14 protein-coding genes are annotated in these 19,009 nt (G+C 42.7%); 8 read left to right on the top strand and 6 right to left on the bottom strand.

The annotated features are described in order from the left end of the window. Positions 1–16: 16 nt before the first annotated feature. Together IP485_RS08085 and IP485_RS08080 are read right to left on the bottom strand one after the other, a co-directional pair. Positions 17–1,588, bottom strand: coding sequence for a CYTH and CHAD domain-containing protein (locus IP485_RS08085; RefSeq protein ID WP_198326799.1), 1,572 nt, complete (start codon positions 1,586–1,588; stop codon positions 17–19). 176 nt (positions 1,589–1,764) lie between these two features. Beyond that, the gene (locus IP485_RS08080) at positions 1,765–3,354 is read right to left on the bottom strand and encodes an isocitrate lyase (protein ID WP_198326798.1); all 1,590 of its coding nucleotides are present in this window, start codon (positions 3,352–3,354) and stop codon (positions 1,765–1,767) included. 694 nt (positions 3,355–4,048) lie between these two features. On the opposite strand from IP485_RS08080, the gene IP485_RS08075 reads away from it, so the two are divergent. Then, a complete protein-coding gene (locus IP485_RS08075) occupies positions 4,049–5,038 on the top strand; it encodes a LysR family transcriptional regulator (RefSeq protein WP_194364886.1) in 990 nt (329 codons plus the stop codon). 452 nt (positions 5,039–5,490) lie between these two features. Then, positions 5,491–6,864, top strand: coding sequence for an NAD-dependent succinate-semialdehyde dehydrogenase (locus IP485_RS08070; RefSeq protein ID WP_198326797.1), 1,374 nt, complete (start codon positions 5,491–5,493; stop codon positions 6,862–6,864). 162 nt (positions 6,865–7,026) lie between these two features. On the opposite strand, the gene purN is transcribed toward IP485_RS08070, so the two are convergent. After that, positions 7,027–7,737 (bottom strand): phosphoribosylglycinamide formyltransferase, encoded by a 711-nt coding sequence (purN, locus tag IP485_RS08065; RefSeq protein WP_198326796.1) that lies wholly within the window; start codon positions 7,735–7,737, stop codon positions 7,027–7,029. Further along, positions 7,737–8,786 (bottom strand): phosphoribosylformylglycinamidine cyclo-ligase, encoded by a 1,050-nt coding sequence (gene purM / locus IP485_RS08060; protein WP_198326795.1) that lies wholly within the window; start codon positions 8,784–8,786, stop codon positions 7,737–7,739. Before purM ends, purN begins: the two co-directional genes overlap by 1 nt. A 461-nt stretch (positions 8,787–9,247) precedes the next feature. Between purM and IP485_RS08055 the strand changes: the two genes are divergently transcribed. From IP485_RS08055 to IP485_RS08045, 3 genes are all read left to right on the top strand, one after another. Next, the gene (locus IP485_RS08055; RefSeq protein ID WP_194364890.1) at positions 9,248–10,354 is read left to right on the top strand and encodes an AI-2E family transporter; all 1,107 of its coding nucleotides are present in this window, start codon (positions 9,248–9,250) and stop codon (positions 10,352–10,354) included. 380 nt (positions 10,355–10,734) lie between these two features. After that, positions 10,735–11,538 carry a DnaA regulatory inactivator Hda gene (gene hda / locus IP485_RS08050; RefSeq protein ID WP_194364891.1) on the top strand — a complete coding sequence of 268 codons (804 nt, stop codon included), beginning with the start codon at positions 10,735–10,737 and terminating at the stop codon, positions 11,536–11,538. Between the two features lie 111 nt (positions 11,539–11,649). After that, a complete protein-coding gene (locus IP485_RS08045) occupies positions 11,650–12,357 on the top strand; it encodes a DUF2057 family protein (protein ID WP_198326794.1) in 708 nt (235 codons plus the stop codon). A 137-nt stretch (positions 12,358–12,494) separates the two neighbouring features. Here IP485_RS08045 and IP485_RS08040 read toward each other — a convergent pair whose 3' ends face one another. Beyond that, on the bottom strand, positions 12,495–12,980 hold the full coding sequence (locus IP485_RS08040; protein ID WP_198326793.1) for a Dps family protein: 486 nt from the start codon (positions 12,978–12,980) through the stop codon (positions 12,495–12,497). Positions 12,981–13,242: 262 nt separating this feature from the next. Continuing rightward, entirely contained in the window at positions 13,243–13,902 is a 660-nt protein-coding gene (locus tag IP485_RS08035; protein WP_197176067.1) for a YcxB family protein, read from the bottom strand. 434 nt (positions 13,903–14,336) lie between these two features. Here IP485_RS08035 and serS point away from each other — a divergent pair, with 434 nt between their 5' ends. The 3 genes from serS to IP485_RS08020 all read left to right on the top strand — a co-directional run bounded on the left by serS (position 14,337) and on the right by IP485_RS08020 (position 18,977). Next, positions 14,337–15,623: a serine--tRNA ligase gene (gene serS / locus IP485_RS08030; RefSeq protein WP_198326792.1), complete on the top strand. Its 1,287-nt coding sequence runs from the start codon at positions 14,337–14,339 to the stop codon at positions 15,621–15,623. Positions 15,624–15,874: 251 nt separating this feature from the next. Further along, positions 15,875–17,872: a transketolase gene (tkt, locus tag IP485_RS08025; protein ID WP_198326791.1), complete on the top strand. Its 1,998-nt coding sequence runs from the start codon at positions 15,875–15,877 to the stop codon at positions 17,870–17,872. A gap of 82 nt (positions 17,873–17,954) precedes the next feature. Further along, on the top strand, positions 17,955–18,977 hold the full coding sequence (locus IP485_RS08020) for a hypothetical protein (protein WP_198326790.1): 1,023 nt from the start codon (positions 17,955–17,957) through the stop codon (positions 18,975–18,977). The last annotated feature ends 32 nt before the right edge of the window (positions 18,978–19,009 follow it).

Here is a 19,009-nt window from a genome sequence, read left to right as displayed (position 1 = left end):
CAGCTGTTAATAAACATCACCAAAATATTGAGCTGTCTCTGAATTTGGCCAAGTGCTTTGCAGTCGGATCGTAGTCATGGTCCAGTGTGGCTGTGAACCAACCAGCACCATATAGCGCATGAGCATCTGTCGCTGACTTTAACTCATAGCATTGCTGATATCTACTGTCAGCACTGTGTTGCTCCAGTGCTATTTGTGCTTTTTTCAGGCGTTTTAGCCAGCGTGTGGTCTTCTTCTTAGTTTTTTTCTTACGTAATAAGGATGCTGAGAACTCACTGATATAAAGTAAATCTGTTAGATGATTACTTAACCTATCTTCGGCTTGGTTGTCATCATCGGTTATATCGTCACTATCAAGCTCAGCGTCACTGCTTTCATCAGGTTCATTATCACTCTCAAAACACTTTTCGTACTCTTTAGAGAGGATTTTCTCTAGCTTATCGTGGGCTAGATGATCGGCTTTAGGTTCGATACTAGGATCGCTCATGGCAAAGGCAATCAGCTCTAGCAGAGTAAGCTGAAAGTCATTGGCCCGCACGGCATCGAAGGGAGTGACTTTGATAGCATCGATATCTGTGGCCCAGTCAACAGCAGGAGCGCCATAGGTTTGCAGCAGTGGCTCAACGTGTGAGACCACATGAGCAAGCTGACGATAGTCATCAAGCAACACAGCTGTCTGTTGCAGTATCGGTAGCCAGTCTGGATTAATCTCATCAGAAAAATCTGCGAATGATTTTAAAGCCGCCAGCAAGCGCTTAATACCAGTATGCAACTGCAACACATGCTCGACATCTGTGCTTCCAGCAACGATAGCGCTGCTATTCGGTAGTATCTGTAGTAGGCAGTTATGTACCGCTGCTCGTACAAAGGCTGGCATGCTACTGTCTTTACTCACTTGTAGTTGACTGAGGTTAGCACTGACGGCTGGACTGTGGTCTCGTCCATTGATCAGTAGGCCGCCACGCTCGGCCTTGGTCACAGTAGATAAGCAAAGTTTGTAGCGTTTGCACCATGTCTTGGCTGTTGAAAATAAAAAGTCCAATTCTCCTGAGACCAGCTCAAACTCTATCTCTTGGATAGCTTCTCGCTGAGTATCGTCCGTACCATGAACAATCTCTCCATAATCGTAAGCCACCTCAAGACAGTTATTGATATCGTCATTATCATCTTCTATAAGTGATCGCGTGGTACGCTGTACATCAGTCACATACAGTCGGGTCAACTGCTTGGCCAGTTTTTTGAGCTTAAAGTCAGCTATGGCATTGGCTATAGAGGTGTCTTTATAAAGGGTAAGATCAGGCATCAACTCGTTATTATCGAGCATGTCCTGTACTTGCTCATTATCAAGTACCGCATTATGCTCTAAGCGCGCAGCCAAACCATCGCCACCCGCTTTGATCGTCTGCACCCATGTGTCACCTTCTTTGCGAATCCGCAGACCGATACCTGCCTGTGCCAGCTGCTGGTCAGGCGTATCGTAATAGTATGCAGCCAGTTGGGTCACTTGTGAAGATTTGACTTTTGCTTGACGCATCAAACCCTTTAATCGCGACTCTGGTACCAAAAACTTCAGCTCTATCTCTTGCATATTAGCTCCTAACAATTCTGACTGATGGCTCTGATCAATGATTGTGATTAACCGTTATTAGTCTACCATTCTCTGATTATTTAAACTGCAATAAAAAAGCCGCCCTACATCATGTAGGGCGGCTTTTGGTAATAATGAAGTCGTTATTTATAACGAATCAATCATTTGATAAGAGTCTATTTGAACTGATCCATGGTGTTTTTACCGCCACCAGCTTTAAGTGCGTTGTCACCAGAGAAAATCTCTTTGTGATCATCGCCAAGGTCAGAACCAGCCATTGCTTGGTGCTTAACACAAGCGATGCCTTCGCGGATTTCTTTACGTTGTACACCAGCTGCATAAGCAAGCATGCCTTCTTCGCCGAAGTAGCCTTTAGCAAGCTCATGTACGCTAAGCGCCGTCGTGTGATAAGTAGGTAGCGTGATTAGATGATGGAATACACCTGCTTCACGTGAGGCATCTTTTTGGAAGTTTTTAGCCGCTTCATCAGCTGCTTTGTCCAAATCAGTACCATCATAGTCAGCACTCATCAAGTCATCTTTATTGTATGCAGAGATGTCTTTGCCTTCAGTTTCCCACTGTGCGATAACTTGCTTACGGAAGTTTAGCGTCCAGTTAAATGATGGGCTGTTGTTATATACAAGCTTCGCTTTTGGCTGCTGCTCTTTAATACGGTCAACCATCATTTTGATGTGTTCAACGTTTGGTGTTGGTGTTTCGATCCATAGTAGATCTGCGCCGTTTTCTAGAGCCGTTACACAGTCAAGTACAACGCGGTCGATGTTTGTTTCTTCACGGAATTGATATAGACCGTTTTGCAGACGAACTGGACGTACTAGTTTGCCGTTGTGCTTAAGTAAGCTGTCGTTCTCTTTGGCGTTTTCTAAAGTAACTTCTTCCATTTCGATGAAGTCGATGTATTTAGAAGCTAAATCGCCTGGCTCATTTGATACTGGGATTTTTTGGGTAAGTGATGCGCCTTCAGAGTCAGTACGAGCAACGATGATGCCGTCTTCAACACCAAGCTCTAAGAATGCATAACGGATAGCGTTTATCTTAGAGATGAAGTCTTCATGCGGTACTGTTACTTTACCAGCCTGGTGACCACATTGCTTAGCATCAGATACTTGGTTTTCAACCTGAATGGCACAAGCACCAGCTTCGATCATTTGCTTAGTCAATAGGTAAGTGGCTTCTTCGTTACCGAAACCTGCATCGATATCAGCAATGATTGGCACAACATGCGAATCAAAGTTTTCGATTTTAGCTTGGATTTCAGTCGTGTCTTGACCCGCTTCTTCAGCAGCGTTTAGCTCACGGAAGTAATCGTTCAATACTTTAGCATCTGCTTGACGCAAGAACGTGTAGATTTCTTCGATTAGCTTAGGTACTGACGTTTTTTCATGCATTGATTGGTCAGGTAGAGGACCGAACTCAGAGCGCAATGCTGCAACCATCCAACCTGATAGATAGATATACGTTTTAGCAGTAGTGCCAAAATATTTTTTCTTAGCATACATAGTTTGCTGTGCAACAAAACCATGCCAAGCACCTAGAGACTGTGTGTACTGAGACGTATCGTTATCATAGTCTTCCATGTCTTGACGCATGATTTTTGCTGTATATTTTGCAATATCTAAACCAGTTTTGAAACGGTTTTGAGACATCATACGTGCCGCGTCGACTTCACTGATATTCTGCCAGTTGCCGTGTTTTTGCTTTAATTCACGTACTAGATCGATCGCTGATTTATATGCAGTTGACATCTATAGTCTCCTTGGTGGGGTGTAAAAATAAATTGAATGTTGAGATAATAATTTTATTTTGCTAAAGCATTTTATTAGACTAAAAATCGTGTGTTCATATTTGATATTGGCACTGTCGGTATCTTATATAGCGTAAATGTGAGAGTACATAACCAATCAATCTCTTCTTTACCCTAAACAAACTTGGTGACGAATACAACAATATTACTGAACTTGGGAGTTGATAAATAACTGTTAACTTATCTCACTTATGTGTCTTTAAAGCGCTTTAGCATTTAGTAAATAGTGGTGTCATAATTGACCGTAAGAGATGTTACAATGACGATGCCAGCTAGCGGTATTTCATGGCTGATAATACGTCCTAGTCTGCGACCAAATCCTACTGTTAAGTTGAATGTGATCCGCTTATAAAACTCATATTTATCGTCTGCGTTACAATCTCTTTATGGGATTTACTATAACTGCCTTACCAAGATTTATCTAATTTATGATAGTTATCTTTGGTATTTCCATAGGTTATAAACTATATATAACAGTACCTTACATCGACTAAGATGAGTTATACTCAGTATATGTTCGAATAAGTTAGACAGGAATTAGTGAAAATAGGCTGTTATTGGTCGTCACTCGTCATAACAACACCGAAAATACCAAGCTTGTCGAGGTATTTACTCAAAGTCCAAGAGAATTACATATGAATTTGCAGCGGGTTGATTTAAATCTATTAGTCCATTTAGATGTGTTGTTACGAGAAAAAAACGTCACTCGTGCAGCCGAGCAGCTTGGTATCACCCAACCTGCTATGAGCAATATTTTGCGCCGTCTGCGCAAGTTGTTTAATGACCCTCTGTTGGTTCGCTCGTCTGAAGGCATGACGCCGACAGAGCGTGCGCTTGAGTTGCAGCCGCGTATTCGTGAGATATTGGCTGACTTGACGCAAGTGCTAGAGCCGCGTACTGAATTTAGACCCTATAGCACCTCGCGTGTATTTCGTATCATGACCTCAGACTATGCAGAAGCGACCCTAGTGCCTAAACTGGTGAAAGCATTACGTTCTGAGGCACCCAATGTTATTTTGGACTTTTTGACGCCATCAGATGTCTCCTATCGTGATATGGAGCAGGGGCGCGTTGATCTGGCAATTAACCGCTTTAATGAGATACCACAGAGCTTTCATCAGGTGCTGGTATGGCGTGATACCTTTACTTGTTTGCTATCCTCTGACAGCCCTTACGCCAATCGTTTTAACTTAAAAAACTATCTGAAAGCGCAGCATGTTTGGGTATCAAAAACCGGTATGGGTGTGGGCTTTGGGGTAAACCCAGAAAAGTCTGGCGGGCTAGGATCTATCGATCAGGCATTGCAGCGCTTGGGACAAAAACGTCAAATCAGTGTCTTTACTCGTCATTATCAGATGCCAGCCATGCTTGCTGCCAACAAGGATTTGGTAGCAACGCTGCCAACCCGTGTGGCAAGAATGCAGGCCAATAACGACAGTATTAGGATGGAAGAGCCTCCATTCTTTATTCCTGAGTTTGAGCTGACAATGGCGTGGTCACCGTTATTGCAACATCATCCAGCCCATCGTTGGTTGCGCCAACTGATCATGCATGTGGCTCGTCAAATCGTTGATGAAGAAGAAAACCCACCGCAAGAGATACCTGTCATTAATCATTTGTTTTGATCTGATAAAAATATCATAAATCCCCTATGATTATTTATGGGCTACTAAGCTACTATACTATTAGCCACCTCTAGCAATTCTTAACCAGAAAAGCCAACCTAAGCGTTGGTTTTTTTTGGTTCATTAAAACGTCATATATGTGGTGAACTTTGGTAAATGGTTAGCAGTTTTCATACCATCTAACATTTAATTCTCAGGATAAGGGCATGCCCTAATATTTAGACATACTTAATCAAACAGTCACACTCTTAACATCTTCAACACACTTCACAATATATTGTAAAACTCTAAGTAAAATATCTTGTTATGATAATCGCAGTTAAACAATGACCCATCGAAACATTGAGCCATACCTATGGTCATCCGATGGAAGCTCATAATTCAATAAAAGCATTATGATATTTACGATCAACAATACTAAATACATAAGATCAAATAACAAGGACAATAACATGTCAGATATTACTACTATCAACCCAACCACGGGTGAAGAGATTAAAAATTACGATTACATGAGCGTAGAAGAAGTCGATAAGATCGTTGATGCCTCCCATGAAGCTTTCTTAGCGTGGCGTACTGTGAGCCACGAGGAGCGTGGCCGAGCGATTAAATCTATCGGTGATAAGCTAATCGAGCATAAAGAAGAGCTGGCTAAGCTGATGACTGAAGAGCGTGGTAAGCTATATAGTCAAAGCTTGCAAGAGATTGATCTGTGTAAGGCAATCTGCGACTATACTGCTGAAAATGGTATAGAAGCACTGGCCGATGATGTACGTGATATCGAAGGCATGAGAAAAGGACTGGTTAGCTATCAGCCTATTGGTATTATTTATGGTATGCAGCCTTGGAACTTCCCAGCGTATCAGGTATTCCGCTACACCATCGCCAACTTGATGGCGGGTAACAGTGTTTTGCTAAAACACGCTTCTAACGTGACAGGCTCTGGTCTATTGATCGAAAAAATCTTGCATGAGTCTGAACTGCCAAGTGATTTGTTCCGTACTATCATCATTGGTCACGACCAGTCAGAAGACTTAATCAACAACGACAAAGTACGTGGTGTGACGCTTACAGGTAGCGATAAAGCAGGTGTCATCGTTGGTCAACAAGCAGCAAAAGCCATCAAAAAAGCGGTATTAGAGCTTGGTTCAAATGATGCTTTCATCGTGTTAGAGGATGCTGATTTAGATATAGCAGTAGAGACTTGTGCACAAGCACGCCTAATCAATAATGGCGAAACCTGTGTTGCCGCAAAACGCTTCATCGTAGTGGATAGTGTATATGATGAATTCCGCAAGCGTATTGTTGAGAAGTTTGCAGGTACGAAATCTGGTGATCCTATGGATGACAACTCAGACATCGGACCATTGGCTCGTAAAGATCTACAGGAGCAGTTACACGAGCAAGTAGAGCAAAGCGTGGCCAAAGGCGCAACAATCGCAGTCGGTGGTAAAATTCCTGATAGCAAAGGCAGCTTTTATCCAGCCACTATTTTAGAGAACGTTGAGAAAGGTCAACCTGCTTATGATGATGAGTTATTTGGCCCTGTAGCTTCGCTCATTCGTGCAAAAGACCAAGACGATGCTTTACGTATCGCTAACGACAGTCGTTATGGATTGGGCGGTGCAATCTTCTCAAAAGACACAGACAAAGCAGTACGTTTAGCACGTGAAGAGTTTGACACTGGTATGGTCTATATCAATGGTTATGGTCTGGCCAATCCTGCATTGCCATTCGGTGGCGTCAAAAACTCAGGCTATGGCCGTGAGCATGGCGGCTTCGGTATTAAAGAGTTCGTCAACATTAAAGCGGTTCATGTCTTTTAATGACAGCTGATATTGCTGATAGATATTAATATGGTCGTTATTAGATGACCATTGAATAAAAAAGCCCAGTCACTCGTTATGAGTTGGCTGGGCTTTTTCATGTAAAAGTGTCATACGTGTTGGAACTGGGTTCGAGCTAATTTATCGTGCTCTAATGCCAATCTAAGCGTTCATAAAAAGCTGTAATGGCAAGGCTGGCAAGTAACTTGTCTTAATTTCGTTGCAGGTTTCATTGCTAACTTCGTTACTAGTATCAAGTAACAATACTTTATTTGCCAATAGCAAAATTGTCCATGGTAGCAATTGATGCTCAAGCTTCTGCACACGTGCTTGTAGGCTATCAGCCGTCTCTGTTTGATTGATCTCTAACAGCGCTTGGGTCAAAACAGCGCCCGCATCGAGCTCAGCAGTGACGACATGAATACTACAACCATGATGACGCTCACCTGCTTGTATCGCTCGCTGATGGGTATCAAGCCCCTTGTAAACAGGCAATAGAGAAGGGTGCAAGTTAATCATGGGCGCTGGCGCATTGTCGATGAATGCGCCACTTAATACACGCATAAATCCAGCCAACACAATCAGATCGGGTTGCCAAGCTGTTAGTTGCTCGCTGGCATGAGTTTCAAAAGTTTTGATACCCATACGTTTGCCGTTAGCAACGTGTGACAGTACCGCGACTGGAATATTAGCCTCATTGGCACGCGTGATGGCATAAGCGTCATCACGATTGCTAATGACACCTACTATTTCAATCGGTAGAGCGCCTGCTTGCATGGCATCTATCAATACTTGCAAATTACTACCACTGCCTGATACCAGAACGGCAATACGTAATGGTTTGATAGGTTGATTTGACGTATCAGATACCATTAACGGTACACCACTGCATCCGCTTCGCGTGTGACCATTTCGCCTAACTGCCATGCTTTTTCGCCAGCGTCATTCAATATATTGATAGCCGCTTCAGCTTTGTCTTTAGGCACGACAATCACAAAGCCAACACCGCAGTTGAATGTGCGGTACATTTCACTCTGCTCGATGTTACCTTGGGTTTGTAGCCAAGTGAATAGCTCTGAGAACTGCCAGCTGGCTGTATCAATGCTTGCTGCTAGCGTTTCAGGTAGTACGCGAGGTAAGTTATCTGTTAAGCCGCCACCAGTGATATGCGACATGGCATGAAGCGCTGAGCTACCAAGGGTGTCTTGTAGCACTTTGATGGCTTTAACATAGATGCGAGTAGGAGCCATCAATGCATCTTGAATAGGCTGACCGTCTAGCTGTTCATCGCTAGTCGTCACATCAATACCGCTAACCTCGATGACCTTACGTACCAATGAGTAACCGTTAGAGTGTGCGCCACTAGAAGCCAGTGCGATCAATACATCACCTTCTGCGACATTTTCACCAGTAACCACTTCTGCTTCTTCAACCACGCCGACACAAAATCCAGCTAGGTCATAGTCATCGTCTTGATACATACCTGGCATTTCAGCGGTTTCGCCGCCAATAAGGGCACAGTTAGCGAGCTTACAGCCATCGCCAATACCTGTCACGACAGTCGCTGCTACATCGACATCGAGCTTACCCGTTGCATAGTAATCTAAGAAAAATAGTGGCTCTGCACCGCAAACCAACAAATCGTTGACGCACATGGCAACCAAGTCGATGCCGATCGTGTCATGACGATTGAGCTGTAGGGCCAATTTGAGCTTGGTGCCCACGCCATCAGTGCCCGAAACCAATAATGGAGATGTATAACCTGTTGGGATACGGCATAGTGCACCGAAACCGCCCAGTCCACCCACGACTTCAGGACGAGTAGTGGCTTTTGCCACGGACTTGATTCGCTGAACCAAAGCATCGCCTGCATCGATATCAACGCCGGCATCTTTGTAGCTTAAAGAAGGCTTGTTACTCATGGTCATCTCACAAATTTTATAGGGAATGAAGGTCTATCAGTAGAAAAGCTGGTCGGTTGTGTTAATTGCGCACATAGTGGGCGCATTATACCCAAAAACAGACCCTACTCGCAAAGCAACTTACGAATATTTGGCTGATATTTAGTGCAGACTTGCCTTAAGTAGCAAATAAGTTGCTTAGAAACAAAAAATGACGGATTTTTTATCGTACTCTGCGATAATGAAACGCTAAATTTATCGTTAAATGTTGCCTAAAATAGTTGTTTAAATATTCTTATTCGCTAAGTTTTAATTTAATAAAGCAGATTATCTACCAATAAGAGCAATGGATACCTTTTAGAGAGCGATGCATTTAATGAATCACTGATGACGATTGTGCTTTATTGTGTGGCAGATTTTTTATCTTGTATTAATTTCAACGCGGTATTTTTCTAAATCAGCTTAATCTAGGACTACTTGTCATGATAAAACAACCAATAGATATCTTTTTCCGGCGTTTATTTATTGTCGTTGCCTTAGTTGTGGCTCTGGTTTTACTGTATTTGATGCTGCCTGTTATCGTGCCATTTGTTGTAGCGTTTATGCTGGCTTATCTATTCAACCCGTTGGTAAAGCGACTGTCAAAATATATCAAGCGTTGGATGGCGATTATCATTGTTTATGCCACCATTACCTTGGGAATGGCGTTGTTACTCTGGTGGTTAGTACCAACATTGTGGCATCAGCTACAAGCCGCTTGGGACTATTTGCCCAAGATATTTAATTGGTATAACCAAGTGGTGCGTGATTGGCTTGTTAACAATACCCGTATTCGACTGCCCGAATTAGAATCCAAAGCCTTTTCAGAGACGCTCGTGGACTATATGCAGACGAATTATGAGTTTGCTGATGCTAGCACTATGATGAGCCAAATACTGACTTCCAGTATGAATTTTATCAATAACGCAGGTCTCATTGTGTTGGTGCCTATTCTGACCTTTTATTTCTTATTTAATTGGGATCAGCGTTTGAAGACATGGAAGATGGCAATACCCACTGCTTACTGCCAACAAGTCATTGAAATAGTCAAAGAGTGTGATTTGGCCTTGATGGCGTTTATCAAAGGTCAGTTTTTGGTGATGGTGTTACTAGGTGCTATCTATGCGATACAGCTGCAGCTCATTGGATTAGAGCTTGGTCTGATCATTGGTATGGTAGCAGGTATTGCCAGCTTCGTCCCTTACTTAGGTTTTGGTATTGGGTTCATCGCGGCGATCATTGCCTGCTTATTTCAGTTTGGATTAGATTGGACTTACCTGTCCTTGATTGTTGGTGCGTTTTTAGTAGGACAAGCCGCAGAAGGTTATATTCTGCAGCCATTACTACTTGGTGATAAGATTGGTCTATCACCGCTATGGGTGATATTTGCCGTATTGGCAGGGGCCAGTTTGTTGGGTTTCGTAGGAATGTTGATCGCGCTGCCGGTGTCCGCTGTGCTGAATGTATTGTTTCGCCATGCATATGCATACTATCGTACGACTGACTTTTATAAAGGTCGTAAGCAGTTGTTACTGTTTGAAAATAAATAAATGCGCTAACTCCTAACATGCCCAGATAGACAGAGTGCAGATAGGAATAATGCAGCGATGGAGTAATGATTGACAAGGCTTAGTAGGTAAAAGACTTGTCAGTCATTTTGTAAATATGTTATATATAGGCGCAGTATCAAAGGTATGCGCTATTACAGTGATATTTTTACGTACCCTAGTGACATATATACTTATACAGGTTTTGAAAATAAAATATATGGTTGCTATGTTCCTCATTTTAAGCTTCAGAATCTAAATGATGACATGCCCTTAAATTGCACCAGATTTTATGCCCAGTAATACTGACGCTAGCTCATATTGATTTATTTTACTTTTATCTTTTTATTTTTATTGCAATACGCAAAACGAGTTGATGATTCATGGCAGAAGCACAGCTAAGTCTCAACCTAGACATTAAGCATGATGCAAGTCTCAGCGACTTTGCAGGTCCCGGTTGGATGTCGATTATTGATGCAGTGCGGCAACTTCATGTCGGCCTGATTGGTCAGCTATACCTGTTCGGTAGTCCTGCGACGGGTAAGTCTCATCTGCTGTCTGCTATCTGTGAGTCGTTTATTGAGATGGACAAATCTGCGATTTGTTTGTCCCTTAATGAGCTGATCCAAACCGATGTGCATGTACTATCGTCTTTAGAGAATTTTGATCTCATCGCGATTGACGATTTAGAGGTGCTTGAGCAAAGCAGCCAATGGCAAGAAGCGTTGTTTCATCTGATCAATCGTAGCCGTGAAGGGCAGCGTCAACTGTTGTTTGCCGCCAATAAGCCCGCCGATGATTTGCCTTTTCAGCTGAGGGATTTATTAACTCGTTTGGCACAAGCACCTACTTTTAAAGTGCCTACTGGTCACGATTTAGCAGATCGTCAGGCATTATTACAGTCTATCTTGCGGCGTCGTGGTTGGCAGTTTGATGATCGAATCCTCAATCATTTGCTGACAGAAGGCCCTCACCGTATCGGTGCGATGATGGAAGTGCTCAATTATATCCAGCCGATGTTCTCTAACCTTGGACGTAGCAATATATCTAAAGCAGTGATTAGCGATGCGCTACGTACCATCGACGAACAAACATTGGCAGCAGAGCTTGCTGACATCGCTCAAGAGACACAAGTGGATAGCGATTCGGCTATTCAAGACCAACATACGATGCCACTTGATTTTTAATCTGTCGCGCTAGCTGTCTCTGTGTTGAGTTGAATCAACGATAGTAGGAATCTAGTAGCGAGAACACCAATCCTTTCATCCAATATGCTTTTACTATTAACGGAATAATTTATGAAATCGAATGCTTCTTTGTTAAAAAAATTGACCATTGGATCACTGTTGGTCGGTGCTACTTCGGTCTCTATGCTGTCACAAGCCGCAGTGACATTATTGGTCGATGATCATATCAAAGTAACCGCTATCAATGGGCAAGAAATTCAACAGAGTGCTTTTCAGCCATTGACAAAGACTTTCACTCTCGAGCCGGGTCAACACGCTATCACAGCTAAATATGATCGCTTGTACAACTTGGCTCGTGATGAGCATGACTATTTGCGTTCAGGTAATGTCAGTGTGACGGCACAATTGGCTGACAATCAAACCTATCGTTTGACGATGCCCGATCAGCCAGAAGATTATGAGACTGCTAGAGACTATGCTAAACAGCCAACGCTCGCCGTACAGCAAAACAATACCATCATTGCCAGTCAGCAAGGTATGGCTGGCAACCAGAGTGGCTTGTTTTCAGGATTGGGTAAAGCATTGGGCGGCGTATTCGGCGGTGCAGGTGATGCAGAACTACAAAACCAACGTGCGATTGCCGCCATAGGCCAGCCAGCAGCTACTGCCTCAAGTAATGTAAGCATGGCAGCAGTAGCGCCTATGAAACAGGCTACGAGTGTGAATACCTCTACCAATACGTTAGATACATTTATGCAGATTTGGCTACAAGCAACACCTGCTGAACGTGAAAAAATGCGTCAATGGATGCAAAAGTAGATCAGAGGTCTATAAGAGACTGATCATAAAAAAGCACCCAGTTGGGTGCTTTTTTATTGTCTAAATTTTGTTTTAGTATTCACTTAGTTTAGAGTTGCTTCGCTTAGATTTACTGACTTAGATAGATTTAACTGGTATTAACCTAAAAATGCGTTGTACATCCACACCAGTTTTTCTTGTTCTTGTACATAAGCATCTACCAAGTCAGCTGATCCTTGATCTTCGCTTTCTGCAGCGAGCGATGATACCTGACGCTGCTCTGTAATCAAGGCTTGCAACCCAGTGACCACGCCTTTGACACAGCTTGTGCCATCTTTAACGTTCTTATCTTCACTGATACTGGTATGCTGCGTGAAATCACTATAAGCGTGGAGTGGCGTACCACCCAAAGTTAGGATACGTTCAGCGATTTCATCGATTTGAAGTTGTAGTGATGTATATAGCTCTTCAAATTTTGGATGCAAGGTAAAGAAGTGCTCACCTTTTACGTTCCAATGGTAGCCACGTACGTTCAAATAAAACACGTGATACGTTGATAATAGATTGTTTAATTGTGCGATGACTTCGCTCATGTCTGCTTTTTCTAGACCGATCTGGTTAGTAGCGTTATTAGTATTACTCATAGTATTGTCCTTATAGTGTGAGTGTTATTATGCGAGATTAAATAAAGAAGCGCCGTAGCTGTACTAAGTCGAGATCATAATTAATTTTTTTTAATTGTGATTCTATTAGCATCAGCTGTCTTTCTTCTTTTGATGCCTATAATAATAGCAAACTATTATTAATAAGTTAAATTTAATAAATACAATTTTATAATTGGTTTTATAAAACTATAATTGGCTTCCTCTACCATTACTATAAATGATAGAGAAATGCTTACCTCTATTATGCTGGTGGCTGCAAGTTTTCAGGGTTCAGACCTTTAGAAGGAATCACTTCTAATAAATGCTGACGTACTGTATCGATCGGGAATTTCTGCGCTTTCAGACGTTTAGGAACGATTTGACTGCCTTGTTGACCCTTTAGCTCAAACATCATAAAAATATAGTCGTCAGTCTCATCCCAGCTTTTGATAGCAGTCCATGGAATAACGGCTTGCTGCATGCTACCAGCTCGCATTTGCATACCACGCATTTGCGAGTTTTTCATCATATCAGGCTGATTGCTTGGCATCGCCATGACGAGGCCATGTTTTTGTACGCCGAGCTTCATTTGGCGCATCTCATCTGGCATCTCTTGATCGGCCACTTGTTTTTCGAACTCTCTTTTTACGTACCACTTAAAACCTAAAGTACGAGCTAATAGATAAATCACCACACCAGCGAGCATCAACCAAAAGATGATGGTTGAATAGCCTGTCACAAAGATAAGTCCTGCAATAGCAAGTACCACAACCACTGCCATGATGATCCATTCTTTATTCTTAAAGCTTGATAGACCAAAAGAGGGACTGGCACTGGCAAACAATTCATACTGTGCTTGATGAAATTCAGCCTCAGTTATGTTTAAGGCGACAGGTTGGAGCGTATAAGGGTACAAGGCCATAAAGGTTTCTCAAATACTTAGATTAAAAGTGTTGGATTTAAATCGCCAAAGCGGAGCGGCAATGCTGTACTTGGCTGAAAGTAAAAAAAGGTATGCGCTTATCTTACCGAAAAGTACCCCTAAATGAAACATATAAGCCGTTCTGTTCGCTGTTAGAGGCGATATTAATGATTTTAATAAAGAGGGGCTAAACTTATGGGCGCGAGCTAAGCGTAAAGATAGGTGTTTTAGGCTAATATAATGGACGACAGACAATGAAGGTCATCAATGAAAATGCAAACAGCAGAGGTCAAAACATGGTCAAATCTGCTGCGTCTTGGTATTATAGCGGCTACAAGACATATTGATGCAAAACATAGCGGTGCATGCGCTAGGTAATTATTAATAATATTTTTCAACCCTTTTACTCACCTTTAGTGTTACAGGCAACTATTATGATTGATGCAAAACTCTTACGCGGCGATTTAATCGACTTACAACAGCAACTGGCCACTCGTGGTTATGCACTTGACATGGATTTTTGGCAAACAGTTGAGTCAGAGCGTAAATCTTTGCAGATCAAGACTGAAGAGTTGCAGTCGCGCCGTAATGCGGGTGCCAAGCAAGTAGGTGCGCTAAAAAAATCAGGCGAAGACGCCAGTGAGCTATTGGCTGAGATGCAAAGTGTCAGCGGTGAGATTAAAGCTGCTGAAGATGAACTGCGCACTTTGCAGGAACGCATCACCAAAGCTGGCATGCAAATCCCTAATATTCCAGCAGCCGATGTGCCAGTGGGTACCTCAGAAGATGACAATGTAGAAGTGCGCAAGTGGGGTACGCCTCGTACGTTTGATTTTGAGATTCAAGATCACACTTATATTGGCGAGACACTTGGTATGCTTGATTTTGAAGCGGCGACCAAGCTGACTGGCAGTCGCTTTAATGTGCTAAAAGGGCAGTTGGCGCAGATGCATCGTGCATTGATTCAGTTCATGCTCAATACGCACACTATGAAGTACGGCTATCTTGAGACCTATGTGCCTTATATTGTGAATTCAGACAGCCTCAAAGGTACAGGGCAGCTGCCAAAGTTTGAAGATGATTTGTTTAAGCTAAAAAACCATACTAATAACGAAGACATGGACTTTTATCTTATTCCAACCGCTGAAGTGCCAATGACCAACTTGGTACGTGGCGAGCGATTGGACATTAGCGAGCTACCACTTAAGTTTACCGCGCACACGCCTTGTTTCCGTAGTGAGGCGGGCTCTCATGGTCGTGACACTCGTGGCCTGATTCGTCAGCATCAGTTTGAAAAAGTTGAGATGGTCAATATTGCCACGGCTGAACAATCTGATGAGTTGCTAGAAGCAATGACTGGACAAGCCGAATATATCTTGCAGCAATTAAACCTACCATATCGCACGGTGCAGCTATGTACAGGTGATATGGGCTTTGCGGCACAAAAGACTTATGACATCGAAGTCTGGTTACCGAGCCAAGATACCTATCGCGAAATCTCTAGCTGCTCTAACTGTGGCGACTTCCAAGCGCGCCGCATGGGCACACGTGTCAAAGACGGCAAGCAAACCAGCCTAGTACACACGTTGAATGGTTCAGGTTTGGCAGTTGGTCGTACGCTATTGGCCGTCATGGAAAACCATCAAAACGCAGATGGTAGCATCACGATTCCAGAAGTATTGCGTCCGTTTATGGGCGGTGCTGAGACTATTTCAGTTTAAATGGTTATTTTGCTGTAATGATTTACAACGTATTACTGTGGGTATTTTGATAAAATTGATATAAATTACTGTGAAATACTCACCGCTAAGCCATGCCATTTTTTGGCGTGACTTGCATCAAATATGTTAATATTGCACTTTAACTTTATAGCCAACACGGTAAGGGCGCATTTTGCGTCCTTATTTTATTAGCCTTTGAGTAAACTCTCCTCTTATCAGCCATACCCCTCATTTGAATATTAGGACACTCTATGCCAGCTCCAATTAGCGAACGTAAATTAGCCAATGCCATTCGTGTACTGTCGTTTGACGCGGTACAAAAAGCCAACTCTGGTCATCCAGGTGCTCCGATGGGCATGGCTGATATTGCTGAAGTTCTGTGGCGCAAGTTTTTGAAGCACAACCCAACCGATCCACAGTGGCACAACCGTGATCGCTTTGTACTGTCAAACGGCCATGGCTCAATGCTTATTTACTCATTGCTGCATTTATCTGGCTATGACGTCAGCGTTGATGATCTTAAGGGTTTCCGTCAGTTGCACTCAAAAACCCCAGGTCATCCTGAGCTTGGCTATACACCAGGTGTCGAGACGACTACTGGCCCACTAGGTCAAGGTATTGCTAATGCCGTTGGTTTTGCAATTGCAGAAAAAACTTTAGCCGCGCAGTTCAATCGTGACGGCCACAACATCGTTGACCACAACACCTATGCATTCTTAGGCGATGGTTGCTTGATGGAAGGTATCAGTCATGAAGTTTGCTCGCTAGCTGGCACGTTAGGTCTTGGTAAGCTGGTCTTCTTCTATGATGACAATGGCATCTCTATCGACGGTAATGTCGAAGGCTGGTTTACTGATGATACGCAAGCGCGTTTTGAGTCTTATGGCTGGCAGGTTATCAAAGTAGATGGTCATGATGCTGATGCGATTACTCAAGCAACTGAACAAGCGCTTAAAGAGACTACTAAACCAAGTCTTCTGATTTGCAAAACGACGATCGGCGCGGGTAGCCCGAACAAGCAGGGTCTAGCAGCCAGTCATGGTGCCCCGTTAGGTGATGAAGAAATCGCCTTGACTCGTGATGCATTGTCTTGGAAACATGCTCCATTTGAATTAGATGATGAAATCTATGAAGCGTGGGATGCCAAAGCCAAAGGCGACGTACAACAAAAGAACTGGGATGCGGACTTTGACGCTTATAAAAAAGCCTATCCAGAACTAGCATCTGAGCTATTACGCCGTCTAAATGGTGATTTGCCTGCTGACTTTGATAACCAAGCACAAGCCTATATTCAGCAAACGCAAGAAGCGGGCGGCGATGTTGCTAGTCGTAAAGCCAGTCAAAATGCTATCAATACTTTGCAGCCACTATTGCCAGAATTGCTAGGCGGTTCAGCGGATCTAGCTGGCTCAAACCTGACACTATTCAAAGGCGCTAAAGGCATCGAAAAAGATGCTGACGGCAACTATATCTATTACGGCGTACGTGAGTTCGGTATGACCGCGATTGCTAATGGTATCGCACTCCATGGCGGCTTTATCCCTTACGTAGCGACGTTCCTTATGTTTATGGAATACGCACGTAACGCGGTACGCATGGGCGCATTGATGAAGCAGCGCGTCATCCATGTCTATACGCATGACTCTATCGGTCTGGGTGAAGATGGCCCAACGCATCAGCCAGTTGAGCAATTGACTAGCCTACGTACTACGCCAAACCTACGTACATGGCGTCCGTGTGATGCGACTGAATCTGCGAGTGCTTGGGTAGAAGCAATTAAGTCTGAAAACAACCCATCAGCGTTGATCTTTAGCCGTCAGAGCTTGCCACATCAAGCACGTGATAGCGAGCAAGTAGCGAACATCACTAAAGGTGGTTATGTACTTGCGAAAGAGCAGGGCGAGCTACAAGCTATTATCATCGCAACTGGTTCAGAAGTTGGCCTAGCGATGGAAGCATACGAGACGCTTAGCGCGAATGGTGTTGGCGTCCGTGTGGTTTCTATGCCATGTGCTGAGATTTTCGCCGAGCAAGATGCTAGCTATCGCGAAGCGGTATTGCCTGCCAATATTCGTGCTCGCGTCGCAGTAGAAGCGGCGCATGTAGATTACTGGTATAAGTTCGTTGGTCTAGATGGCAAAGTCATCGGTATGACGACTTATGGTGAATCTGCACCTGCCAGTGATTTGTACAAAGAGTTTGGTATTACAACTGATGCTGTGGTCGAAGCGGTAAATAGTTTGGTGTAATTTTGAACTAAAAACCGTTTGTAAGACAGCACATATAAGATAGACTGAATGCGTTCAGTCTATCTTTTTTTTGGATAAAATTATGAGTGTGGCTTTATATCTCGACTTAGAAAGTCATAAAGGGAAAGGTGTTTATCAAGAAGTGCTGGTTGCACATATTGAGGATATTAAACGCATAGTAAGAGAATGCGAGCCTTTAAAAAAATATGGTGAAAATTTAACTAAAGCAATCTCTATAGATGTAGAAAAACCTACAAGGAAGATAAAAGATAGTCTTTTTAAATCATTATTCACTAAGATGAGCATTAAAAATAATAATCTTAATTTCGCTTCAATAAAACAGCGCGTAGAAGAATGTAATGGGTTTAGCACTCATGAGGTGCTATCTTCAAACCGATTTGAAGAACTAAATTTTAAACTATGGGATTTGTTTGCTCTCAGTGTCTGTAATGATCATCTATTATGTTTATTGAATCGAGGCGAATTGACAGTAGTTGAATATAGTTCTTTTTTTACAAATATAGGGATGCAAGTTTCATCTATAGACCAATCTTACTATCACCCCTTTTACCATGAAGTATATTATGTTGATGAAATAACAAGAATGGGTGAGTATGAGCAAATAATTATCAAGGATCAGTTGTATCCGACTATTATGTTTGGTGAATTACAGTTTTCGAGGGGTGGAGTAAGTGTCTACAATCACCCATGCATAGATAAATACTTGGCTGAAAAAAGCGATATGTATTTCACCAATCGCCGAAATAACCGATTATGTCATGACTTATCTCATGGTTGGGGACATAATTCGCGCTGGAGAACAGACTTTGTCAGAAATTACGAGACAGAAAAAGAATGGAAATTCAACGTAGATGGAGAAGTAGATCTTTCAAGTGCTGAAAGCTACAAACAGCATTATCAGCAGTATAATGATGAGATACCAGTATCTGTATCAGCTGCGAAAGAGTTATTAGTTAATCGGTGTTTTATACACAAAAATATTATTCCACAAGAAATACAATCAGACTTATTTCCTTATGATTGGTATATAGACATTACTAAAGATAATTTTAATTATGTGCAATGGTATAAAACGCTTTTATAAGTGTGTTTATTATCTAATAAAGTAGGACTAAC

The organism is Psychrobacter sp. NG27, from assembly GCF_016106655.1.
Taxonomy (GTDB): domain Bacteria; phylum Pseudomonadota; class Gammaproteobacteria; order Pseudomonadales; family Moraxellaceae; genus Psychrobacter.
The sequence above is the reverse complement of the archived record's forward strand: the minus strand, read 5'-3'. Positions and strand labels throughout refer to the sequence as shown.